Here is a 22601-nt window from a genome sequence, read left to right on the forward strand (position 1 = left end):
TCCTAAAATAGGTGTTCCTCCAAATTCTTTTGCTGCTGTATATCCTACCAGTATATATAAGAACACAAAGGGTGAACTTGAAAACAGTCCTAAAAGCTGGGAAATCTCATTGGTCTCACTTACAACACCGAAGGTTTTTAAAAGGTGATTCACTCCCATTAGCATACCGCCGCCTACCAGTGCCGGTATTAAAGGAACAAATATATTAGATAACCTTTTCATAACTCCTTTAATACCTTTAGGATATGCTTTTTTCTCAGTGGTATTAGTTTCAAAACCGCCCATCAGCTCAATCATTTCCTTATATACTTCATCAACTAATCCCACTCCAAGTATTACCTGAAACTGTTCGCTTCTTACCAAGGCAGTAACTACCTTATCCAGATTTTTAATCGCTTCAGTATCTGCTTTTTTATTATCCTTTAAAGTTAATCTTAATCTTGTGGCACAGTGAGTAACTGCATCAATATTTTCCTTTCCTCCTACGTTCTGAAGTATTTTTTCAGCTAATTCTCTTGACGTCATAACCTATTACCTCCCTTATAATATTTTTTAATGATTTACCTTTAATAATAAGTTCTTAATAACTGTACTGATAAATAAAAAAAGACCAAAAATTCAAAGAACGCTCTTTGATATTTTTGGTCTTGCCTGCATTACCAGTAACAATCCGAATATTTATTTTATATGAAAATGATATCATATTTTCCATATTATATCAATAAATAATATGTGAACATTTAATTATATTTAACCTAGGTAAAAATAAATCCAACAGTAAGGATTTTCTTGAATCTTTAGTATTTCCAAGGTAATATTAAGGTTTTTTTCTTATTCTTTCAATGTGAAGAGATATATAGCATAACTCTGTTTCATCAAAATAAATATTATAAGAATCCTTTAAAAAATCTCTTATTTTAACTGCACAAGCATAGGATTGTGTATATTTTTCCTTAATCATAAGTATAAGTTCTAAATCCAAATCATGAAATTCCTTATTGTCCTCTTTCCTTTGAAGTGCAAAGCGGAGATGAGTAACAAGCCTTTCATAAGATAATATGTCTTTATCTATATCTATATTCATTTCACCCTGGATTATATCTATCATGTCTCTTATTATTTTAGCTGCATCTATAGATTCCTCCAAAGTGCTGTTGGTATATACGGCGTGAATGTGAAGAGCAATATATCCAGCCTCATCTATGGGAAGCTTTGTACTAAGCTCCTCATTGATTATTTCTACAGCCCATTTACCAATTTCAAATTCCTTTTTATATAATAGTGCAATCTCATTAAGAAGCTTGTTTTTAATATTTAATCCTGAAGAAATCCTTTCTAAAGCAAAGGAAATATGATCCGCAAGCACTATATGGATATGTTCTTTAAGCCTTGTTTCAAGCTTTTCTTCTGCATAGTTAATTATTTTTTCTGCAATTCTTATGTGCTCAGTAGGTATGGTTTCCAGTATCTTTTTAAAAGCCTCGTATTCCTTTTCTTCTTTAGGTTCAAATATTTTTTCAATTCTTTCTATGGGCACTATATCTTTTACTTTTTTCTGAAAACCAATGCCCGATCCCATTACAATTTTTTCAGCTCCATTATCCTCTACTAATAAAGCATTGTTGTTAAATACCTTCTTTACCCTCAACCCCATCACATCCTGACATCACCTTATTATGCAATGATTTCCCCATCCTTTCATCGCTTTTATATCTCCCATTTTCTTACGGATTTTATGTTTACCCTTCCATTATTGGATAAAAACCAAATATCTGTACTCAGCATATCAGGAAACACCCTGCTGGTAAATACTTCCTCGCCATTATTAACAAATATTTCAACAGAGGAATTATCTGAAAATATTCTCAAGCTCTTAAGTTCATTAGAAAGTCTGCAGCCCCTGATACCCTTAAGATTTTTTCCACTTTTATTTCTATCTAGGATAATGAGTTTTTTGTCTCTGCTGTAATTCAAAAGTGTGTATTCATCTTTACTTTTGGAGGTTCTGAGCTTTATTCCGAACTCTTCAGCATCTATCTCCTCAATTATTATTTCCAGCTCGAAGTTATTTCCTGATATATTCTCCAGCTGAATTTCCTCATCTGTGATAGTTACATGATTATAAGCGATTTCCTCCTTTCTCAAACTTTTCAATTCCTCTACAGGACTTTGATGGAGCTTTTCCCCTATCAGCTTCAGCTCTCGTGGTATTGTCAAGCAGTGCATCCATCTGAATTTTTCAGTGGGATGTACATCTCCCGGCATTCCCATCCATCCTATTAATAGAACTCTGTTTTTACTGTCCTCGGTAATTTGAGGAGCATAAAATTCAAAGCCTCTGTCCATTTCTGTAAATCCTTTATGCTTCAGCACACCGCTGCTGTAATCCAGCTTTCCCGCCAGATATCCGCATTGAAAGAGATTATTGTATAATAACCCCTGAGGCTCTACCCCCTGAGGGCAGCAGATTAATATATCCTTATCTTCCATATTGAATAAATTAGGGCATTCCCACATATAGCCGAAATCCTCTAAGCCTTCCATATTGCTTCCTGCAGTTGCCCCTACAAAATCCCAATTCAATAAATCCCTGGATTTATATAAAAGTACCCTTCCTTCTTCTTTATCCGTTTGTGCACCTATCACCATATACCACAAACCATTCTTTTGCCACAGCTTAGGGTCTCTGAAATGAGCTGTAAATCCTGAGGGCTGCTTATCTATAACAGGATTGCTGCTGTGTTTAATAAACTTCACACCATCAGTACTTTCAGCCAAGCACTGATATGCTTCTCTGTTCCTTTCCTCGTCCAGTACATTACCTGTATACATAAGAGTCAAAACACCTTTATTCTTTACTGCTGATCCTGAATAGCAGCCATTTTTTTCGTACCACTCACTAGGAGCTAAAGCTATGGGAAGCTCCTCCCAGTTAATCAGATCTCTGCTTTTTACATGAGCCCAATACACCATCTTTTCCCCAGGATAAAAAGGGTTGAATTGATAAAAAACGTGATACTCTCCATTGAATTCAATAAAGCCATTAGGGTCATTTAAAAATCCTACAGGAGGCTGAATATGATATTTCTGCCTAAAGCAGTCTTTCTCTACCAGCTTCTTATTTTCGTTAATTTCCTTATGTGCCCTGTTTAAAAGCTCTTGCTCTCTGTTCATCCGCATAACACTCCTTTAATATTTTTATTATGCATTGACTTCAATATAAGCCTTTATATAATAAAAGACCTAAAAGAACGGATTTATCCTATACAAAGATATTTCCCCGAACTTTTAGGTCTTGCCTGCTTTACCAGTAACAATCCTCAATATTTAATTCAATATATATTTATTCACCTTTTGCATTCTTTATGCTGTTATATCTTACCAACAAAACTGTAACCATTCCTCCTAAAGAAAACACAGCATAAATCAAGGATAATTTTTTTCCTAAAGCTCTATATACCGTATAGGAAAAAAATATATTTATTGCTGATATCAATATAAGAGACTTTAAATTATCCATAAATTTAGGATAGATATTTATAAACATAGGGATTAAAGAGGAATAAATTATCATTATTAACCCTATTATAAGAATTCCTAAAATTAATACTCCTAAAAATGACCATCCGCTGTCTTTTCCTTGAACCACAGCTCTATATCTGGCCGCTTTAATTATTAAACTGCTGATAAAATATAACCCCACTAACATTCCTGCAAATATAACTGATGAAACTATATTTGACTTTATACAGTCTTTTATGGTAAATTCCTTAAATTCATTTTTTCTCATAATAGCATTCATTCCTTTATCAGAAATATATTCTATTATTCTGCTTATTAATTTGAATTATACTATACAAATGAATATTTTACCATATAAAACCCAAATTATTATTTATTTCCATGACTTTTGTCACTTGTCAGGTGCCTGGCACTTGGAAAAATTTTCAATAAAGCTTTTATGGCTGCAAATAGCAGGGAAAGTACAAGAAAGATTCCTGTCATGCCGAAGACCATTATCTTTAAGCCTTCATAGAATACAGGGAGATTATTGTTTATATTCATTTTGATTCCTCATTTCTAAAGTAGTAAAATTAGTTTTAAACAAAGTAAGCAAGGATAAGTCCTCCGGCTATAACAGAGGCTATCTGCCCTGCCACATTAGCTCCTACAGCATACATAAGCACAAAGTTTTGAGGATCCTCCTTCTGAGCCATCTTCTGTATAACCCTTGCAGACATTGGGAAAGCAGATATTCCTGCTGCTCCTATCATAGGATTTATAAGGGGCTTTCCTGCTGCCTTTTTAAATATATTGATTATTTTAGCAAAAACAACTCCTCCGATGGTATCAAAAATGAAAGCAATAAGTCCAAAGCCTATGATGAGAAGGGTTTTAAATTGAATAAACTCCTCCCCGGTCATTTTAGTTGCTATAGTTATGCCAAGAAGTATGGTAACTATATTAACCAGCTCATTTTGAGCTGTACTGGACAATCTGTCCAACACACCGCATTCTCTTAATAAATTACCAAACATTAAAAAACCGATTAATGGAAGAGATATAGGAGCTATTAATCCTGCAACTATGGTAATCACTATAGGAAACAAAATTTTAGTAGCTTTAGATACCCCTGCAGCTTCATATTTCATTTTTATTTGACGCTCTTTTTTAGTAGTTACCAGCTTTATGGCAAAAGGCTGAATTATAGGTACAAGAGCCATATAGGAATAAGCTGCAATAGTAACTGGTCCTATAAGATTCTTTGCCAGCTGGCTGGTTACAAAAATTGAAGTAGGTCCGTCTGCTGCCCCTATAATTCCAATGGAGGCCGCCTCTCTTATGTTGAAGCCGCCAAAAAGTCCTGCAACGCATATGGTAAAGAATATCCCAAATTGAGCAGCAGCTCCGAAAAGCAGCATGAATGGGTTTTGCAGAAGAGGCCCGAAGTCTATCATCGCTCCAATACCTATGAATATTAAAAGAGGAAACATTTCAGTAGCTATACCACCGGCAAATAGGAAGTCTAATATTCCTTCTACCTTGGTTCCTCCAATAATCTGTGTAAGCACTCCTGTTCCCGGGAAGTTTACCAGCATGGCTCCAAATCCCATAGGCAAAAGCAGAGCCGGTTCATATTCCTTTTCTATAGCTAAATAAATTAAAATTCCACCTATAATCCACATTATAATCTGCTTCATGGTAAGTGATGCAATCCCTTGTATTAATATTTCCATATACAATTCTCCCTCCTGAGCCTATTAAGCTATCTCCACAAGTGTATCCCCAGGGTTTACAGTTTGTCCTTTAGTTACACCTATATTAACCACAGTTCCATCTACCGGCGATACTATTTCATTTTCCATCTTCATAGCTTCTAATATTACAAGCAGGTCTCCCTTTTTAACTCTGTCGCCTTGCTTTACAGAAACCTCTATGATGTTGCCAGGCATAGGAGCATCCATAACTAATCCTGATCCGTTTACTTCTCCCTTTTGAGGAGCTGCTTCAGTATTCTTTACTGATGATGCTTTCTCATTCTCCAAAGCTGCACTTTGCTCTGCCGTTACCTCTTCCATTTCTACTTCATAGGTTTTTCCATTTAGCTTTATAATATATTTTTTCATTATTTATCTCCTTCCAAGCTGATAAATCCGTTATTTTATTCTGGTCATCTTTGAAATGTGAAAATAGGAATCAGGCTTATCCTTTCCTGCCATGATAGAAGCCGCCAGAGCAACCACCAGCCTATCCTCTTCATCTATCTCATATTCTTCCTTTTTTAATATAGATATTTCTTCAGGCTTATCATCTATTTCTTCTTTATTGAAAAGCCTGCTTAAGCTGCTTAAAAATCCCACTTTTTCACCATCCTTATTCTACATAGTTACAGTAATATAGTGCATTACACCCTTATCTTCCTTAGTCTCAACCTCTTCAGTGAGATGCTCTCCTTTTGTCCTGTATTCAAAAAAGCTCTTTGCCACCTGAGGAAATAAAATATAAGAAAGCACATCTTCAAAGGATTCTGCTATTTCTCCAATCTCGTCCCTAGCCTTTTCTATTTCAGGTTTTATTAAATCTGCAGGTCTTACGGTTATGACTTCCTCATCCCCTATAATCTTACTTCTTATTTCTTCTTTAATAGGTGCAGGTGATTTTCCATACAATCCTTTTACATATTCCTTTATCTCCTTGGGCACCATTTTATATCTCTGACCTGAAAGCACATTAAATACCGCCTGAGTTCCAACCATCTGACTTAAAGGGGTAACTAAAGGCGGATAACCTAAATCCTCCCTTACTCTTGGTATTTCTCTAAGCACTTCTTCATATTTGTCTAGCGCCCCCTGCTGCTTAAGCTGGGATAAAAGATTTGAAAGCATGCCTCCGGGAACCTGATAAGTAAGAGTCTTAGGCTCTACATCCATAACTTTAGGATTTAATATTCCATTTTCTCTGTACTTTTCTTTTATAGGCTTGAAATATTCCGCAATGTCATTTAACAGATCCAAATTTAAATCAGTGCCTCTGCTTCCCTGGCTCAGGGTAACCGCAAGAGATTCAGTTGATGGCTGAGAAGTTCCTTCTCCAAAAGGTGATATAGCTGTATCTATTATGTCTACTCCCGCTTCCACCGCTTTAAGATAAGTCATGGATGCAATTCCGCTGGTACTATGGGTGTGAAGCTCTATAGGAATATCTATAACCTTTTTAAGCTCCGAAACTAATTCATAAGCTGTATAGGGAGTTAATATCCCCGCCATATCCTTAATACATATAGAATGGGCCCCTAATTCCTGCATTTTCTTTGCCAGGTTTATATAATAATCTGTAGTATGTACAGGGCTTATAGTATAACTTAAGGCGCACTGGCAATGACCACCGAATTTCTTAACAGCTCTAATAGAGGTTTCCAGGTTTCTCACATCATTTAAAGCATCAAATACCCTTATTATGTCTATTCCATTTTCTATAGATTTTTCTATGAAAGCCTCCACAACATCATCAGCATAATGCTTATAACCTAGAAGATTCTGCCCTCTCAGAAGCATTTGAAGCTTAGTTTTCTTAACCACCCTTCTTATTTTTCTCAGTCTTTCCCAGGGATCCTCCTTAAGAAATCTTAAAGAGGCGTCAAAGGTAGCTCCACCCCAAATCTCCAGTGAATAGTATCCTGCCTCATCCATTTTTTCTAAAATAGGTATTATTTCTTCCGTACTTAATCTGGTAGCAATAAGAGATTGATGTCCATCCCTTAATGCTGTTTCAGTTATCTTTACTTTATCCACCATTAATCACTCCTTGGTAAGTGGTAGCAGAGCCTGTTTATTAGAGTTTTCTCCAAAATATTTTAAAGCTCTGCTTTCAATGCTGCTTATCATTTCTTCTATACTGTGTTTTCTGCTTCTTGCACAGTTAAAGGCCTCCTCCTCACAGAGGAAGCACCTTCTTCCCTGAAAACCTAAATCACTTCTGGAAAGCTGCTTTCCTGTATTGTCCCATATATCAAAATCAAAGACTCTTCCTAAAGGATGGTTTTCTTCTATTCTAACTGCTGAAAACTTTAATTCATCAGCCTTCATATCAGCCACAGCATAAAACTCAGGTCCGCTGTTTTTATAAACCGTTTCTTCCAATATAATATTTACCTTTAACTTTTCGATAGAACTCTTTATTTCCTTAATCCCTTCATGAAAAACAGATTTTATAAGTGAGTTATTCTTTACCGGTCCGGGGATATTTAATTTAAAGGATAATAAAGTTTTGCCAAACCCTTCTATAAGATTTCTTTGATGTCTTGATCTTTCTTCCCTGCTCTTTAATATGTCCTCAAGACTCTGTTCTAGACCTTGAAAGTATATACTCACTTAAAAACCTCCTTTATTTCACTTTTCTAACTACATCTATTATGCTTCCGTCTCTGTATTCTACCAGTGCCACCACATCATCCTCATACTGAATTTTTTCTGGTATCCCTACAATGCTCAAGGCTTTTTCCTTAAGCTCTTCTATGGTGAATACAGGTATATCTCCATTTTTATAAATCTCCATTAAATCCTGTCTTAAAGGATTTATTGCAATACCTATCTCTGTAACCAAAACGTCTATGCTTTCTCCTGGAGTGATAACGGTATTTACCTCCTCCACCACGCAGGGAATCCTTCCTCTTACAAGGGGAGATACTATTACAGTCAATTTAGCACAGGCTGCTGTATCACAGTGTCCTCCTGAAGCACCTCTCAATACTCCATCGGAACCTGTCATTACATTTACGTTGAAGTCTGTATCTATTTCTAAGGCTGATAGCACTACTACATCAAGGTTATTTGCTATGCATCCCTTGTTGTGGGGATTAGCATAGAAGGAGGCATCTATTTCATGATGCATAGGACTTCTGGAAATAGACTCTACTGCTGTTAAATCAAAATCCTGTACATCGAAAATATTTTTAATCAGTCCTTCTTCATGCATTTCTATCATCTGTTTTGTTATTCCACCGAGGGCAAAGCTTGCTTTAATATTCTTTTTTAACATTTCATCTCTTATAAACCTGCTTACTGCAAGAGTGGAACCTCCGGTCCCTGTCTGCAGTGAAAAATTATCTTTAAAATAAGGAGATTTAGTAATAACCTTACTGGCAAATTCCGCTATAAGCAGTTCCTTAGGATTTTTTGTGTATCTGGTAGCACCGGATACAATTCCTGAAGGGTTTCCTATTTCCTCTACCTTAACCACATAATCCACCTTATTCTGAGGAATGCTGGCAGGCATATTAGGGAAAGGTACTATGCAATCAGTAATCATGATCACCTTATGTGCATAATCGGCATCTACCATAGAATAACCCAAGGAGCCACAGTTTGCTTTTCCTCCTGTACCGCTGGCATTACCATATTCATCGCAGGAAGGAGCTCCTAAAAATGCTACATCTATTTCTATTTCACCGCTTTCAATAGCTCTTGCCCTCCCTCCATGGGATCTTATTATCACCGGTTCCTTCATTAGTCCCCTGGATATTTCATCGCCAAGATCTCCTCTTAAACCGCTGGTGGTTATCTTTGTAATCACTCCATTTTTTATATGGGGAATCAACTTTTTATAGATGCTTCCTAATGAGCTGGAAGCCAGGGTAAGATTCTTTATACCCATGTCCGCAATAATATCTACTACCTTATTTAATATATAATCCCCTTCCCTAAAATGGTGGTGAAAGGAAATAGTCATGCCATCTTTTAATCCGCTTTTCATTACCGCTTCTTCTAAGCTTTCTAAAAGCTTGCTATCCTGAGGCTTTCCGGGCATAACTCTGGGAGCTGTCCTTTTAACTTCTCCCATTCTGGAAAAGGCGCCTTGAAATAGAGGCTTTCCATTTAATACTTCTTCCGGAATCTCTCTTCCTATGCTGTTTTTCATTTATATGCCCTCCTTATACACTCCTGCAGCCTCTGCCAGCTGCAGTAATCTCTCTGCTCTATCTATAATAGGTTTGTCTATCATCTTTCCATTTAAGGCTATAACTCCCAATCCTCTTTCTTCTGCCTCTCTTGCTGCTCTTATAATATCTACGGATTTTTTAATCTCTTTATCTGAAGGAGTATATATTTCATGCACAGGCTTGATCTGCCTTGGATTTATAACAGATTTTCCATCGAAGCCAAGCTGCTTTATAAGTTCAACTTCCTCTCTGAAGCCCTGTTCATTATCCACCTCGGTATATACAGTGTCTATGGCATAAATCCCTGCAGCCCTTGCTGCAAGAATGATTTGGCTTCTTGCTGCAAAGAGTTCCTGACCGTTAGGATATCTCCTGGTTTTCATATTGGTTACGAAATCCTCTGCTCCTAAAGCCATTGCTATGAGTCTTGAGCTTGAAGAGGCTATGTCATAAGCATTAATAATGCCTAAAGGGCTTTCGATTGCTGCCATCATTTTAGTACTTCCAACTTCCCTGCCGCAGCTTTTCTCCACTTTTTCTATCTCTCTTTCCACTTCTAATATATCTTCTTTCTTTTCTGTCTTTGGAAGTCTTATCACATGAACTCCCGCCCTCACCATTGCTTCTATATCTTCTCTTCCGTAAGGCGTATCTAAAGCATTTATCCTGACTACAAGCTCTGTGCTGCCGTAATCTACGCTCTTTAAGGCATTGTATACTAAAAATCTTGCTGAATCCTTTTCTGACAAAGCTACAGCATCTTCAAGATCAAACATTATGCAGTCAGCTTTATATATATATGCTTCCTTTACCATTCCAGGATTGCTTCCCGGAACGAACATCATAGTCCTTCTTAAACGTTCCATTACTCAATCCCCTCCCAATCATAACCCTGTTGTATTTCTGCAGCTCTGTAAGCTGCACACTGAACCCTGGCCTTTATTGTACAATCCAGTGCTCCTTTATCTATAGCAATCACTTTAACCCCATTCATTTTTAAACCTTCTAAAGTTTCAGTTATAGTGCTTCTTATCTGCTTTCCAAACTGCTTTTCTACGGAACTTTTTAATTCTATAACAATGCCCTGATTATTCATGGGCTCGATGGTAATTTGAATATCACTGGACTCTAAAGTCCCTGCCATTGAGCTTTTTACAGCTTTCATTTTCTTCCCCTCCTAATGTCTTCCATGATTCTTCTTTATTTTTTCAATTAAAGCCTTTCCTTCCCGTGACTTAAAATAGTCATAGGTAGTATAAGGTACCAAGTCTTTTATGCTTTCCAGGTTATTTTCCCTTATATATCTTCTTACCCTTGAAGCACTTACCGCTTCACCATACTTTAAAAATCTGGGGATTATTATGCATTCTATACCTCTTTCTTCAAGGCTTTCCTTCATAACTTCATTATAGGTTCTAGTAACCTCATCAAAGGGTTCCTCACCTACATATCTCCTTCTTATCCCTAAGGATTTAGCAATATAGTCAGCAAATATTCTGATATCCAGCTCTGCATGAAGCCTTACCACACTCTCCTCCTCCTTTATGAAATAGGAGGGGAAGCTGGCATGAGATATAATATAGTCACCTGACTTATGAAGGACTACATTTTTAAGATGCTTTGTTCCCTGCTTAACCAGTTCATACCTTACGGAAGCAGGAACCACAGAGGCCTCTTCCGAAACTACAAAGACATGAAGCACATCATTTTCTGATGCAGCTTTTTCTATTAAATACTGATGTCCCAAAGTAAAAGGATTTGCATTAACTACAATGGAAGCTATGCTGTCACCGACAACTTTATCCGCATATAGCCCTTCTGCATATTCCCTTATTCCATTTTTCCTGTTTTCCATAAACACCAGTACATCTTTAATTCTTTCTATCTCATAAAAGCCCATGTCTTTAAAGGTCTCAGCCGCACCGCCTTTAGTGTATAAGAATATATGTGTATACCCTCTTTGATATTCTTCGTTCATCAGATGAGAAGCTATCCTGTTCATAAGTCCCAGTCCCTGGTATTCTCTGCTTACCGCCAGGCATCTTAAAGTGTTCTTAAAAAAAGAACCTGTGCCTATAAGCCTTTCACCAGAATATATTCCTACGGTATACTCCAGGTTTTTATCAAGTTTTATTCCTTCCTCAGTTAAAAGCAGCTCTAAGGCTTTTCTATCCTCTATATCATCAAGGAACATTCGTTTTTCTATGATTTCATATTCCATTTTTCACATTTTCCTTATCATTTTTGTCTGCACTGAGGATCTTTTTCTGTTCCCTTAGTTCTTTTAACACTAGGCACATGGATTTATCCAAATGCCTGGATATCATATCTTCAATCCGCTCATAATCCTTTTCCCCTATGGCTTTTAGGATTTCTCTATGCTCAATAAGACCTTTTTCCCTTCTGGAGTTTTCAGCCATAGAAATATCTCTGAACCTTTCATGGTATTCCTTTAATTTGGTAATCATCGAGGTGAGCCGTTTCATTCTGCTGGCTTCATATATTTTTTGGTTAAACTTTGCAAAGAGTCTGATAACTTCCTTAATATCTCCCTGTTTATCCTTCTCTTCAGTTAAATTCAGAAGTCTTTCAATATTTTCTATCTCTTCCTTTGAAATATTTTCCATGGCATTTACAGCCGCCAATACCTCCAGATTTTTTCTTATCTTATATATTTCCACAACTTCTTCTTCCGTAATATTTTTTACAATAATCCCTTTTCCGTGGACATATTCTACTATTTCCTCCTGCTCCAGCCTTTTTAAAGCTTCTCTCACCGGAGTTCTGCTTATATTGAGTTTATCCGCCAGAGATTTTTCTACTATTCTCTGACCCACAGGTATAACACCTTTTATAATATTATCCTTAAGGCATTCATAAAGTATTTCCTTAAGAGGCTTATCCTCATTAAAACTGATTTTTTTTGAAATCTTGTCCATATATTCCATGGATGTTTATTCCCTCCTGATTTAAAATTATTTATCCTTTTTAAAATCTTATCTATACTCAGGTGTAAATTTTTCCAGTTAAGCAAAGAGGTAAAAAAGTCCCCTAAGGAACTTTTTCACCTCACATAACAGTAATAATATGAACAAGTTAAAACTTTACTATAGAGGAAAAGCTCCTGTAGCTACTGCTGCACCAACGAATATTACAAATACTCCTATTGCCCATTTAGCAGAAAATCTCTGCCATTCTCCCATGTCCACTTCTGTTAACTGGAGTAACAAGTATATAAATGCTACCAATGGACTTAATAGGTGGAATGCTTGTCCCATAACTGAAGCAACACCGATTTGAAGTGATGTAAAACCATAAGCTGCACCGGTTTCTGCTAATATAGGAAGTACTCCATAGTAGAAAGCATCATTTGACAGCAGGAATGTACCAGGTATGCTTATAATAGCAGTGATAAGAGGGAATCTTGCTGCCAGTCCTTCAGGTATTAGTTTAGTCATGCTGAGTGCAATAGCCTCGGCCATACCTGAACCTGTTAATATTCCCATAAATATACCTGCTGCAAGCACCATTATAATAACCTGTATAGCGCTTCCTGCATGATTTTCAATAAGCTCTCTTTGTAATTTTAATGATTTATAATTAATTATCAGTGCCAGAGCTGTACCGATTTCAAAAATAACCACTGCTGGAAGTGTTCCTTCTACCAGTAAGAAAACAACCAATAAAGTTAAGATTAAATTTACCCATATAAGCTTTGGTCTCTTTAAAGCAGCATCTTCTTCTGAAAGTTCAGCTTGTGATGCTGCTGCAATTTCTGCTATTGCAGTCTCATCAACGAATTTATGACCAAGTCTCTTACGCTCTTTTCTTCCAAGTATATAGGCAACTCCAACTACATATATAGCTGCAATTATCATACCTGGAACCAAAGGTCTTAATATTTCTCCTCCATCAAGTTTAAGGGCTGACATAACTCTAGCTGTTGGTCCTCCCCATGGAAGAAGATTCATAATGGAATTTTGAAGTATTATTATAGTTGCAAGATAAAGAAGTTTAAGATCAAGCTTTTTATAAATTGGAACTAAAGCTGTACAGCAGATCATAGTTGTTGTAGTTCCGTCTCCGTCTAAAGAAATAACAGCCGCTAATATCGCAGTTGCCACTAGTATTCTAACTGGGTCTCCCTTAGTCTTCTTTATAGCCCAGTTTACAAGAGGATCAAATAATCCTGCATTTATCATTAATCCAAAGAACATTATTGCAAAAAGGAGCATTGCCGCTGTAGGCGCTACGCTTCCGATACCAGCCTTACAGAACTTACCTATATCTTTTAATCCAAATCCCCCTATTGCAGCGAACACTACTGGTATAAGTATAAGAGAAGTCATGGCTGACATCTTTTTTGCCATTATTACTATCATAAAAGTAATTACTATACCGTAACCTAAAAAAGTTAACATAATAAAACACCCTTCCATATTGTTTGTAAACGTTTTAAAATGGAAAATTCTAATAGTTAGCTAACTATCTTAATTATAAATAGGGGGTATTTCCATAGCAATAAAGTTTTTCCTTTTTTGCCTATAAACAGTGTTTTTTTAGTGTTCTTTTTTTCAAATCTTAAAAAGTTCTTAAAATAGCATTAAAATATTTTAAGAACTTTTTAATTATAAGCTTTTTTTAAATATTTTCTGTATCACCCTTAAAAGTTCTTCCAATGCAATAGGCTTGGATATATGTGCATCTATAATATCCTCCGAAAGGTTTATTTTTTCACCCTCTTCGATGTATCCTGTCAATAAAACTATACCTATACTGCTTTTGATATTTTTCATTTTTTCTGCAAGTTCAATTCCATTATATTTTGGCATAATGTAATCTGTTATTACCAGGTCTATGCTGTCATACTGACTTTCAAATGCTGCCAGTGCCTTTTTACTATCTGTTTCAGTTATTATTTCATAACCTTTAAAAGACAGTTCCTTCTTCAAAAGCTTTAAAATATTTTTATTGTCATCTACTATGAGAATCTTCTTTTTAGTCACATGGAAATTTTCTTCTAATTCAGCAGAAACAGATTCTTGCATTTCATCTTCAGAGGCCAAAGGAAGATATATTTTAAAGCTGCTGCCTTCTCCCGGCTTGCTGTAAACCTCTATGCTTCCTCCGTACTTTTCCAGAATATTGTGCACTACAAATAGCCCTAGTCCTGTTCCTTCTCCTCTTGCTTTAGTGGTATAGAAGGGATCAAATATCCTGGATTTAACCTCTTCCTCCATCCCTCGTCCGTTATCCTGAATTGTAAGCTCTAAATAACTCTTTTCTCTGCTGAGCTTTTTATTAAGACTTTCTATCTCCTGAAGTTCCAGCTTTCTTAAGGTTATATTTATTACACCCTGTCTTTTATCCACTGCCTGGTAGGCATTAGTGCAGAGATTAAAAATTATTTGATGTATCTGTGTGAAGTTAGCCATTATGTATCCACAGTCCTCAAGCTTCTCATTTATGGTTATCTTCTTAGGAAGCACTGACTTAACCAGTGTTATAGATTCCATTACGCTCTCCTTAATATTCACTGCTTCTACCTTGGATTTTACCTTTTCGCTTCTTGTAAAGGATAATATCTGCTGCGTTAATTCTTTTCCTTTTACTGAAGCTTTATATATTTCTTCAACTTCTTCAAAATATTCGTTATCCTTAGGCATTCTCATAAGTATAAATTCTGAATATCCAAGGATGGGAGTCATAAGATTGTTTATATCATGGGCGATCCCTCCTGCAAGAGTTCCTATCATATTAAGTTTATTGGAATGATAAAGTTCCCCCTCCTTCTTTCGAAGCTGCTCCGAAAGTTCATTGAGGTTTTTAAGATATTCCGTTTCTTTTATAAGCTCTTCTTTATATTTTTTTGTTTTTATCAAATCATATATAAACATATAAACTATCACAGCCATCAGGCCGGTGATTCCAAGAACCTTAAATAAAAATTCCGTTATTGGTCCCTGTATCTCATTATAAGACATAGTAGTTGCTATAACCCAAAATCTGTTTCCTATGTCCAAAGGGGTATATGCATTTAGCTTGGTAACCTTTTTAAGCATCTTGTCCCCCCACCAATAGGAGTCGTATACCGCCGTTCCTTCCTCCTTATTAAGCTGATGTTCAATAAGATTTTCAAGCTCCTTGAAATCCAGGTTAGGGTGGAGCTGCTTTCTTGTATCGATAACATCCATACCTACCTGCTCCATTACCGGATGCATTATTATTATACCTTCATGATTTTTCACCATAACATAGCCTTTTTCTCCTATTTTAGTGGGACTTATTAATTTATCATAAATGGTTTCCATGCTTATGGTCACCGCCATAACCCCCACAACCTTTTCCTCACGGATTACAGGCTCATATATATTAAATTTAAAAACATTGTTGCTTCCATCGTACTGTTCCATTCCTATATAGGTCTTCTTTGTTTTTGAAGCAGCCTCCACCTCTTTATAAAAATCGTTATTTATAAAAGAGGTTCTTTGTGGATATTCTGCAATAATGCTGCCCTTCTCGTTTAAAAAATACAATTTATCAATATTTCCTCTTTCTGCCGAATAAAAGTCTTTAAGCTTGTCTGAATATTCCTTGCTTATAATAGACTGCCCCTCTTCCATAGAGTTGTATTTAAAGCTTTCATCTAAGGTTACAACCCTCATGCTGTCTATAATACTGTCGGTATAAAGCTTTATTCCTCTTGAAACGGCCTGGGAAAGTCCCAGCATATTTTGAAGCTGCTTTTCTACTATTATTTCTCTATACTGCTTATAAACCTGAAAATTCAGTATGAATATTATCACCAGCAATAAAGAATATACTGATATCTTAATAATCTTATTTCTCAATTTGGTTTTCTTTATCAAAATTTATTCCCCCAAAGACATTGATCTTATAATTTTCCCTTAAAGGTTTTTACATTATTACCATTACTATCTATTATTGTATATGATATAATCAAATATGAAAACGTTAATATTTTATCACTTTACTTATGCAGGGGGAGATATACGTGGATACAGCTAAACTTCTTATAGTAGAGGATGAAGAGCCGGTAAGAAAATTGATTAAAAAGATATTCACAGAAGAAAATATGATAGTTTATGAAGCTTCCACAGGTAAGGAGGCCTTTGAGATTTTCACCAAGTATAAGGTAGATTTGATTATACTGGATATTTTATTAGAGGATATTTCCGGCTATGAAGTGGCTAAAAGAATTAGAAAATATGACATCCAGCTTCCTATAGTGTTCCTCAGCGGTAAAAAAGAGGATGAGGATATAATAAGAGGTCTGGAAATAGGTGCAGACAATTATATAACCAAGCCCTTCAGCCCTTCTGTGCTTTCAGCTTTGATAAAATCTCTTATCAAGAGGCACAAGGAGCTTTTAAAGGAAGAGTTAAGCTCTAATTATATAATTCAAGGTGATTTTAAATTCGATATAAATAACTATAAATTATATAAAAATAATAAAGAAATAGCATTATCATCAAAAGAGATGAAGATAATGAAATTCTTTATGGAGAATCCCAATAGGGTATTTTCAAAGGAGGAAATATACAAATATATCTGGAACGATCAGGACTTTGATGACAACAGTATGATGGTGTACATAAAGTATTTGAGAAATAAGATAGAGGATAACCCTAGCAAGCCCCGTTACATAAAGACAGTATGGGGCATAGGCTACGAGTTTGTAATATAAATTTATGTAATTATAAATTTGATAATTATAGGAAATAACGCTATAACACAAACATATCTGCAAAGCTGCAGCACAGTGACCTTAGGTCCATCCGCTCCCAGCTCTTCTGCAATCAATGCCATATCTGCCACTCCGCCGGGAGTACAGGCAAAAAGAGCTGTAATAATGTCTATAGAGCTGATTCTATTGATAAATAAAGCAAGGAGTAAGTTTACTGTAATTATTCCTAGGATTAATAGTAATGCAGGAAACATCACAGCCTTTAGAGCAATTAAATCTCCATAATTCATTCTTTCTCCTACAAGTATTCCTGCCAATATCTGAGTAATCCTTCTGAGAGGTATAGGCATATAAGCTTTATTGGTGGTTATATTATAAGCTGCCGCGGAGATCATAGAAAAGGTTAGGGCTCCGGCAGGGATTTTACTTATATATCCTATGATACCTGCTGCAAACGCTATAGCCAGGGTCCTTAAAACACAGGCTGCCTTTTCTTTATATGTAAAACTATCCCTTTTGTCATCCCTATTGCTTTTAACTATTTCTAAAGCACCCTCATCATAAACTTCCCTTTTTCTCCTGCTGCGAATTTTAGCAATTATTTTAACCACTGCAGGTATAATGGTCATAACGCTTATAAACCTCACAAGCTGCAGCACTGCAACCTTTGGGGTGTCAGCACCCAAATCGCTGCTTACAAGGGTCATGTCCACTATTCCTCCCGGTGCACAGGCAAAAAGAGAAGTTATTAAATCTATTCCTGTTATCTTATGCATTAAATATCCCATAAAAAGATTTAAAAATACTATTCCCAGTACCATTAAAATTGCCGGTACAATTATTTTTTTAAGGCCCGATATATCCTTACTGGTTATTCCTGAACCTATAAAAGCTCCTGCAGCCATTTGAGTTAATATCTTAACATCCTGAGATAAAGCTGCATCTCCCGTTATAATATTGAATATCGCTATGGAAAACATGGCTCCCACCATGGCTCCCGCAGGTATTTTAATCTTTAATGCAATATATCCAAATAAAAATCCAATAATTAAAGTCATAATAACACTGCTCATTTTTTCTTAATACTTCTCCTTTATCTGCAGCCTGCTTTGCCAGTGCTGATTAAAAGTCTTTAATCCTGTCTATGTTAAAAAATGAAATAATCTAAGCACTTCATAATAATCCTTTGTGCTGTAGTTTATTACCTTTGGAGAAGCAAGATAAGCACCGGGATAGAAGGAATTTCTATAAGCAGTCTGATGCCTGCCGTAACCAATTTCTATTTCAAAATTCTCAGGAAGAGTTATTTTGCTCAAGCTGTAATCTCCTTTTAGTGCTGATTCAGTTTCTTCCTTAATAAGCCGTACAGCCTTGTCAGGATGAATGTTTATTGTACTGTTTCCTATGCCTTCCTTTACTGCAAGGGTTTTAATGTTCTTATTTACCTCATTAACTTCCTCTGTCAAGCCTTTATCTCCACTTAAAAACACCACCGGTACTCCATAAAGTGCCGCAGCATATGCATTGATTAAAAATTCACTGGCATATCTCCCGTTGATTTTAATATATTCAAGATTAGTATCCAGTGTATGGGCTAAAGGGCTGTCTCCGCTGCCTCCTCTTGAGTGATACCCTATAAAAAGTGCCCCGTCAAAACTTTCATCCAAGCCGCTCACCATGCACATAGGATTTCCTGCCCATCCTCTCTGAAGTACAGCATATTCAGGCAATCCATTCATATTTATATTTCTTGCACTGTCATGAGCATCCTTAACGTAAACCTCTTTAGCCCCTGCGGCAAAGGCACCTTCACAGGCAGCTCTAACCTCTTTTGTCATCTGATCGGAAAAAACTCCGTAATCATTATGATTCTTTTCTGCTTCACTCCAGCTGGTCGCCCCTGTAACACCTTCAATATCAGCACTTATATATATTTTCATATAAATCTCTCCTTTCTACATTCTTAACTTAAAATTTGCTGTTTTAATGTTTTTCTTTAGGGAAAAGTATATCCTTCAGCTTTATATTAATATCATCCGACATAGCGCTTAATTCTTCAAGGTACTCCATTGAAGCACCTGCAGTTTTGTAGGCCTCCGCAGCAGCTGTAAGCTTTTTAAAGTTTACTATATACCCATTGTGAATAAAACTGCTTTCCCTGCTGTGATTTAGTCCTTCTGCCCGCTTTTCCAATTCCTTAAGTTTATCTGCATTTTCAGGTATGTTTTTATTTTCCTTTATTTCTTTAAGTGCATTAAAAGCTTCCTTATTAATGCTGCTCATACTTTTGAAGTATGCTAAGTCTGTCTTATACCTGTCTATTTCATAGCTTAATGGCTTTTGAACTATAAAAATATTGTAGAGACTTATTCCCACTGTAAATATTAAAATCACAGTAATTATAAGCTTTAAAATTCCTTTTAAAAATTTAAAAGCAAGGTACAAAATAAAAACTGCTGCAAAAAGTATTACTAAATTTTCTACGTTAAATCCCTGTAGCAAATGAATCCCCCCTCACCCATAGAAACAATTCCATTAATGTAATTATACTACAATTTTTCATATTAATCTTTTCATATACAGATAAAAAACACCAAGTATGCTTCTTAACTTTTTCCTTATGTTAGAAACAACTAATCAAACAGAACTTCCTGATGAGGGCTTTTCAATGAATCAAAGCACATTTCTATCTGCTTTTCAGTGTTTCTACCTCTTGATAAAGGCGGAAGGCTTTCCAGGGAAAAGAATCCGCTTTCCTCTGTTTCTATATTACTTTGAAACTCACCGTCTATAAGCTCACAAAGCACAAAAACCTTATAACATCCATATGGAAAAGGAGGTTTATTATGTCTGCTTCTGTCCTGAACTGCGATGAGCCGTAGAGGAACAATATTTACTCCAGCCTCCTCTTTAGCTTCTTTAACAGCATTTTCCTTTATGGACAGGTTCATTTCTGCCCATCCTCCAGGAAGAGACCATAAGCCGTCTATGCTTTCCTTCACTAGCAAGATTTTATTATCTTTAAAAATAGCAGACCTTACATCCACCTTAGGAGTTTGATATCCTGTTTCATTACAAAATAAGTCTCTTATCTTTTCACTGCCTGCTTCAGTATATTCATTTAGTATTTCTACGGATAAATCTCGTATCTGCTGAAACCTTTCTAAATCATATTTATCCTTTGAATAGGTAAGTCCTGCCTGTGCTATTGACTGAAGCCTTTTTGCCCAATTTAACCATTTTTCTTCCATAGTTTATCTCTCCTTTTATGTTATTTAAATCCTTTCTATTCTCCCACTACCTCCACCTTCATTCTCTCAGGGGATTCAAAATACACAGCATAATGATCTTCTCCCCCTGCATGGGGGTGTTTATCTTCATAAAGGATTTTAACGCCTTTTTTCTTCAGCTTCATTGTAATTTCATCCACAAACAGCGGGCTTCCTCCGTGAAAAGCAAGGTGATTTAAGCCTGCCCTGCATCTATTGTATGGTATGTCTAAAAACCTTTCCTCAGCCTGTACCAACACAAGGTATGTGTCCTGAAGCTTATAGCTTATCCCTTTATCCCATTTCTGGTATTCCTCATATCCCAGCTCCTTTAAAAGCCAGTCCCAGAACTCTATACTTTCCTTTAAATTCCTTACATACAGTTCAATGTGATGTACCATGCCTTTCATATCTCTTCTCCTTCTTTTATAATTAATCCTCATTTTATACTTTTATTAAATTGTATGTATAGTTAATCAGCAGCTCTTGTTCTTATTTTACCAGCCCAGTTATTTACTGTATTTGATTTACACTCTTATTATATCAAAAGACCTCAAGATATACCTTAATTTTCCTTCCTTCTCACTGTACCTTCAGTTAATAGACTAATCAGTAAAAATATATTCTCAAGTTCATATTTATGACATTTTAATACATAAAAGTCGTAAAAATTAAAGAATATTCTTTTTTTGTTCCAAAAAGGTACCCAAACTAAAAAAACTCCAGGTATTGTGTAGTAGAAGGGAAGAGAAAGGAATGATGAATATATGGGAAGGAAAGGGACCCCAGTTTTGACCGTTGCAAGAAAAGAGAAAAAATTTATGGTTTCCCTTGAAGACAGGCTTTACCTTCTAAACGCTTTGGATAAGCTTTTGATCCCGGACAGCTACGGAGATTACAACGGCTATAGAGTAAGGAGCGTTTATTTTGATGGTATATGCAATAACGATTATTGGGATAAGGTAAACGGAGCCATAGAAAAAAAGAGGATTCGCCTTCGTATCTACGACACTTCAGATACAAAAGCAAAGTTTGAGGTGAAAAGAAAGGTTTATGACCACCAACTTAAGGAAAGCGTTACCATAAGCAGTGGTGATGCTAAAGAATTGTTAAAGGGAAATTACAGCGTACTTTTAAATTATGATTCTCCCGTAGCTGAGTATGGCTATGGACTTATGTGTGCTCAATGCTACAGACCGGTTTCTCTTATTGAGTATCACAGAAGGGCTTATACTCATCCGAATTTTAATACTAGAGTAACCTTAGACAACCATCTGCGTTTCTGTGACTCCTCTTTTGATATATTCTCAAATAATATTAATTTCAAGGAAGTCTTATCTCCTGATAAATCAATTTTGGAGATAAAGTATGACAGATTCTTATTTGAACAGCTGCAGGAGGTATTTAAGCGATGCGACTTATCCATGAAACCACCCAGCAAATTCGGATCATCTAGAAAAATATTAAAACAGTATTATTGTTAATAATTTGGAGGTTTTTTTATGAGTAAATTATTTCAGTATATTACAAATATAAATACAACAGAAGCATTAAATACTGCTCCTACCGTTAAGTCTTTTTTATTGAGCATGATTTTTGCTTTAGCCTTATCAGCAGTTATGTATTTTGTATATCGTTTATGCCATGATTCCTTAAGCTATAATAAAAAATTTAATACTACTCTTATAATGCTATCTTTAATTTCTACAGTGCTTCTGAATTTAATTCAAAGCAATGTACTTTTATCCCTAGGCGTTCTAGGTTCACTTTCCATTTGCAGGTTCAGAACTAACACAAAGGACCCCAGGGATATTGGCTTTGTATTTTGGAGCATCAGTATTGGAATATCATCAGCTACAGGTGCCTTCTTAATGGGAACAGTAAGCACCCTATTATTGTCGGCCTTCATGCTGGCAACCAGCGCAGCAAAATCTTTTCGTGATGCTATCACCCTTGTAATAAGGGGAAGTAAAGCGGACATGGATGAAATAACGGATCTTATGTCTTCTATAAAAGGTAAGACCAGGATGATGGCAAAAAATATATCTCAAGAATCCTTTGAACTGGTATATGAAATTAAATTAAAGGAATCTGAAGAAAAAGAAATACTATCTCAATTATGGAGTGTAGAAGGCATTCAGGGAATAAACATTCTTGCTCCAGATACTAAGGTAGCATAATACGG

At 35.9% G+C, this 22601-nt stretch carries 25 protein-coding genes; 3 read left to right on the forward strand and 22 right to left on the reverse strand.

The annotated features are described in order from the left end of the window. The 17 genes from TA89_RS13060 to TA89_RS13135 form a co-directional block, all read right to left on the reverse strand. On the reverse strand, window positions 1-525 hold a 525-nt coding region (locus TA89_RS13060; protein WP_040213987.1), incomplete at its 3' end, for a PTS transporter subunit EIIB. 292 nt (window positions 526-817) lie between these two features. Continuing rightward, window positions 818-1648 carry a PRD domain-containing protein gene (locus tag TA89_RS13065; protein WP_197073455.1) on the reverse strand — a complete coding sequence of 277 codons (831 nt, stop codon included), beginning with the start codon at window positions 1646-1648 and terminating at the stop codon, window positions 818-820. Window positions 1649-1707: 59 nt separating this feature from the next. Then, complete coding sequence (locus TA89_RS13070) at window positions 1708-3174, reverse strand: glycoside hydrolase family 32 protein (RefSeq protein WP_040213988.1); 1467 nt, start codon at window positions 3172-3174, stop codon at window positions 1708-1710. A 169-nt stretch (window positions 3175-3343) separates the two neighbouring features. Beyond that, window positions 3344-3790: a hypothetical protein gene (locus tag TA89_RS13075; RefSeq protein WP_040213990.1), complete on the reverse strand. Its 447-nt coding sequence runs from the start codon at window positions 3788-3790 to the stop codon at window positions 3344-3346. Window positions 3791-3891: 101 nt separating this feature from the next. Continuing rightward, window positions 3892-4065 carry an OadG family protein gene (locus tag TA89_RS18340; RefSeq protein ID WP_147590133.1) on the reverse strand — a complete coding sequence of 58 codons (174 nt, stop codon included), beginning with the start codon at window positions 4063-4065 and terminating at the stop codon, window positions 3892-3894. A gap of 35 nt (window positions 4066-4100) precedes the next feature. Further along, window positions 4101-5237 carry a sodium ion-translocating decarboxylase subunit beta gene (locus TA89_RS13080; protein WP_040213992.1) on the reverse strand — a complete coding sequence of 379 codons (1137 nt, stop codon included), beginning with the start codon at window positions 5235-5237 and terminating at the stop codon, window positions 4101-4103. A 24-nt stretch (window positions 5238-5261) separates the two neighbouring features. Next, a complete protein-coding gene (locus TA89_RS13085; protein ID WP_040213993.1) occupies window positions 5262-5627 on the reverse strand; it encodes a biotin/lipoyl-containing protein in 366 nt (121 codons plus the stop codon). Window positions 5628-5657: 30 nt separating this feature from the next. Then, window positions 5658-5861, reverse strand: a complete 204-nt coding sequence (locus TA89_RS13090) for a hypothetical protein (RefSeq protein WP_040213994.1) — start codon at window positions 5859-5861, stop codon at window positions 5658-5660. 18 nt (window positions 5862-5879) lie between these two features. Next, window positions 5880-7295 (reverse strand): oxaloacetate decarboxylase subunit alpha, encoded by a 1416-nt coding sequence (locus TA89_RS13095; RefSeq protein WP_479723476.1) that lies wholly within the window; start codon window positions 7293-7295, stop codon window positions 5880-5882. Between the two features lie 3 nt (window positions 7296-7298). Beyond that, on the reverse strand, window positions 7299-7871 hold the full coding sequence (citX, locus tag TA89_RS13100) for a citrate lyase holo-[acyl-carrier protein] synthase (protein ID WP_052447501.1): 573 nt from the start codon (window positions 7869-7871) through the stop codon (window positions 7299-7301). Window positions 7872-7884: 13 nt separating this feature from the next. Further along, window positions 7885-9417 carry a citrate lyase subunit alpha gene (citF, locus tag TA89_RS18345; RefSeq protein WP_040213995.1) on the reverse strand — a complete coding sequence of 511 codons (1533 nt, stop codon included), beginning with the start codon at window positions 9415-9417 and terminating at the stop codon, window positions 7885-7887. Continuing rightward, window positions 9418-10305: a citrate (pro-3S)-lyase subunit beta gene (gene citE / locus TA89_RS18350; RefSeq protein WP_040213996.1), complete on the reverse strand. Its 888-nt coding sequence runs from the start codon at window positions 10303-10305 to the stop codon at window positions 9418-9420. After that, a complete protein-coding gene (gene citD / locus TA89_RS13115; protein ID WP_040213997.1) occupies window positions 10305-10604 on the reverse strand; it encodes a citrate lyase acyl carrier protein in 300 nt (99 codons plus the stop codon). Before citD ends, citE begins: the two co-directional genes overlap by 1 nt. A gap of 12 nt (window positions 10605-10616) precedes the next feature. Further along, entirely contained in the window at window positions 10617-11660 is a 1044-nt protein-coding gene (citC, locus tag TA89_RS13120; RefSeq protein WP_197073456.1) for a [citrate (pro-3S)-lyase] ligase, read from the reverse strand. Next, on the reverse strand, window positions 11650-12387 hold the full coding sequence (locus tag TA89_RS13125; protein ID WP_040213999.1) for a GntR family transcriptional regulator: 738 nt from the start codon (window positions 12385-12387) through the stop codon (window positions 11650-11652). The genes citC and TA89_RS13125 overlap by 11 nt, the downstream gene beginning before the upstream one ends. A 159-nt stretch (window positions 12388-12546) precedes the next feature. After that, window positions 12547-13860: a CitMHS family transporter gene (locus TA89_RS13130; RefSeq protein ID WP_082023946.1), complete on the reverse strand. Its 1314-nt coding sequence runs from the start codon at window positions 13858-13860 to the stop codon at window positions 12547-12549. A 207-nt stretch (window positions 13861-14067) separates the two neighbouring features. Continuing rightward, a complete protein-coding gene (locus TA89_RS13135; RefSeq protein WP_242850144.1) occupies window positions 14068-16308 on the reverse strand; it encodes an ATP-binding protein in 2241 nt (746 codons plus the stop codon). Between the two features lie 146 nt (window positions 16309-16454). On the opposite strand from TA89_RS13135, the gene TA89_RS13140 reads away from it, so the two are divergent. Next, window positions 16455-17147 (forward strand): response regulator transcription factor, encoded by a 693-nt coding sequence (locus TA89_RS13140; protein ID WP_040214002.1) that lies wholly within the window; start codon window positions 16455-16457, stop codon window positions 17145-17147. A gap of 2 nt (window positions 17148-17149) precedes the next feature. Here the strand turns inward: TA89_RS13140 and TA89_RS13145 are convergent, their stop codons facing one another. The 5 genes from TA89_RS13145 to TA89_RS13165 form a co-directional block, all read right to left on the reverse strand. Beyond that, window positions 17150-18220: an AbrB family transcriptional regulator gene (locus tag TA89_RS13145; RefSeq protein ID WP_040214003.1), complete on the reverse strand. Its 1071-nt coding sequence runs from the start codon at window positions 18218-18220 to the stop codon at window positions 17150-17152. A gap of 69 nt (window positions 18221-18289) precedes the next feature. Next, window positions 18290-19087, reverse strand: coding sequence for a M55 family metallopeptidase (locus TA89_RS13150; RefSeq protein WP_040214005.1), 798 nt, complete (start codon window positions 19085-19087; stop codon window positions 18290-18292). A 43-nt stretch (window positions 19088-19130) separates the two neighbouring features. Beyond that, window positions 19131-19649 carry a hypothetical protein gene (locus tag TA89_RS13155; protein WP_040214006.1) on the reverse strand — a complete coding sequence of 173 codons (519 nt, stop codon included), beginning with the start codon at window positions 19647-19649 and terminating at the stop codon, window positions 19131-19133. Between the two features lie 131 nt (window positions 19650-19780). Next, window positions 19781-20398, reverse strand: coding sequence for an NUDIX hydrolase N-terminal domain-containing protein (locus TA89_RS13160; RefSeq protein WP_040214007.1), 618 nt, complete (start codon window positions 20396-20398; stop codon window positions 19781-19783). Between the two features lie 35 nt (window positions 20399-20433). Next, window positions 20434-20826, reverse strand: coding sequence for a VOC family protein (locus tag TA89_RS13165; RefSeq protein ID WP_040214008.1), 393 nt, complete (start codon window positions 20824-20826; stop codon window positions 20434-20436). A gap of 357 nt (window positions 20827-21183) precedes the next feature. Here TA89_RS13165 and TA89_RS13170 point away from each other — a divergent pair, with 357 nt between their 5' ends. Beyond that, window positions 21184-21900 carry a polyphosphate polymerase domain-containing protein gene (locus tag TA89_RS13170; protein ID WP_040214010.1) on the forward strand — a complete coding sequence of 239 codons (717 nt, stop codon included), beginning with the start codon at window positions 21184-21186 and terminating at the stop codon, window positions 21898-21900. A gap of 18 nt (window positions 21901-21918) precedes the next feature. Continuing rightward, entirely contained in the window at window positions 21919-22596 is a 678-nt protein-coding gene (locus tag TA89_RS13175) for a DUF4956 domain-containing protein (protein WP_052447502.1), read from the forward strand. Window positions 22597-22601: the final 5 nt, after the last annotated feature.

The sequence above is a fragment of the Clostridium polynesiense genome, assembly GCF_000820705.1.
In the GTDB taxonomy this organism is placed as follows: domain Bacteria; phylum Bacillota; class Clostridia; order Clostridiales; family Clostridiaceae; genus Clostridium_AA; species Clostridium_AA polynesiense.

What these genes read in the sequence shown, in the direction of transcription:
- TA89_RS13160 (WP_040214007.1), bottom strand. Translation starts at nt 20,398, where the DNA reads ATGGAAGAAAAATGGTTAAATTGGGCAAAAAGGCTTCAGTCAATAGCA.
- TA89_RS13130 (WP_082023946.1), bottom strand. Translation starts at nt 13,860, where the DNA reads ATGTTAACTTTTTTAGGTTACGGTATAGTAATTACTTTTATGATAGTA.
- citF (WP_040213995.1), bottom strand. Translation starts at nt 9,417, where the DNA reads ATGAAAAACAGCATAGGAAGAGAGATTCCGGAAGAAGTATTAAATGGA.
- citD (WP_040213997.1), bottom strand. Translation starts at nt 10,604, where the DNA reads ATGAAAGCTGTAAAAAGCTCAATGGCAGGGACTTTAGAGTCCAGTGAT.
- TA89_RS13150 (WP_040214005.1), bottom strand. Translation starts at nt 19,087, where the DNA reads ATGAAAATATATATAAGTGCTGATATTGAAGGTGTTACAGGGGCGACC.
- TA89_RS13075 (WP_040213990.1), bottom strand. Translation starts at nt 3,790, where the DNA reads ATGAGAAAAAATGAATTTAAGGAATTTACCATAAAAGACTGTATAAAG.
- TA89_RS13125 (WP_040213999.1), bottom strand. Translation starts at nt 12,387, where the DNA reads ATGGAATATATGGACAAGATTTCAAAAAAAATCAGTTTTAATGAGGAT.
- TA89_RS18340 (WP_147590133.1), bottom strand. Translation starts at nt 4,065, where the DNA reads ATGAATATAAACAATAATCTCCCTGTATTCTATGAAGGCTTAAAGATA.
- TA89_RS13085 (WP_040213993.1), bottom strand. Translation starts at nt 5,627, where the DNA reads ATGAAAAAATATATTATAAAGCTAAATGGAAAAACCTATGAAGTAGAA.
- TA89_RS13145 (WP_040214003.1), bottom strand. Translation starts at nt 18,220, where the DNA reads ATGAGCAGTGTTATTATGACTTTAATTATTGGATTTTTATTTGGATAT.
- TA89_RS13165 (WP_040214008.1), bottom strand. Translation starts at nt 20,826, where the DNA reads ATGAAAGGCATGGTACATCACATTGAACTGTATGTAAGGAATTTAAAG.
- citE (WP_040213996.1), bottom strand. Translation starts at nt 10,305, where the DNA reads ATGGAACGTTTAAGAAGGACTATGATGTTCGTTCCGGGAAGCAATCCT.
- TA89_RS13080 (WP_040213992.1), bottom strand. Translation starts at nt 5,237, where the DNA reads ATGGAAATATTAATACAAGGGATTGCATCACTTACCATGAAGCAGATT.
- TA89_RS13095 (WP_479723476.1), bottom strand. Translation starts at nt 7,295, where the DNA reads ATGGTGGATAAAGTAAAGATAACTGAAACAGCATTAAGGGATGGACAT.
- TA89_RS13175 (WP_052447502.1), top strand. Translation starts at nt 21,919, where the DNA reads ATGAGTAAATTATTTCAGTATATTACAAATATAAATACAACAGAAGCA.
- TA89_RS13170 (WP_040214010.1), top strand. Translation starts at nt 21,184, where the DNA reads ATGGGAAGGAAAGGGACCCCAGTTTTGACCGTTGCAAGAAAAGAGAAA.
- TA89_RS13070 (WP_040213988.1), bottom strand. Translation starts at nt 3,174, where the DNA reads ATGAACAGAGAGCAAGAGCTTTTAAACAGGGCACATAAGGAAATTAAC.
- citC (WP_197073456.1), bottom strand. Translation starts at nt 11,660, where the DNA reads ATGGAATATGAAATCATAGAAAAACGAATGTTCCTTGATGATATAGAG.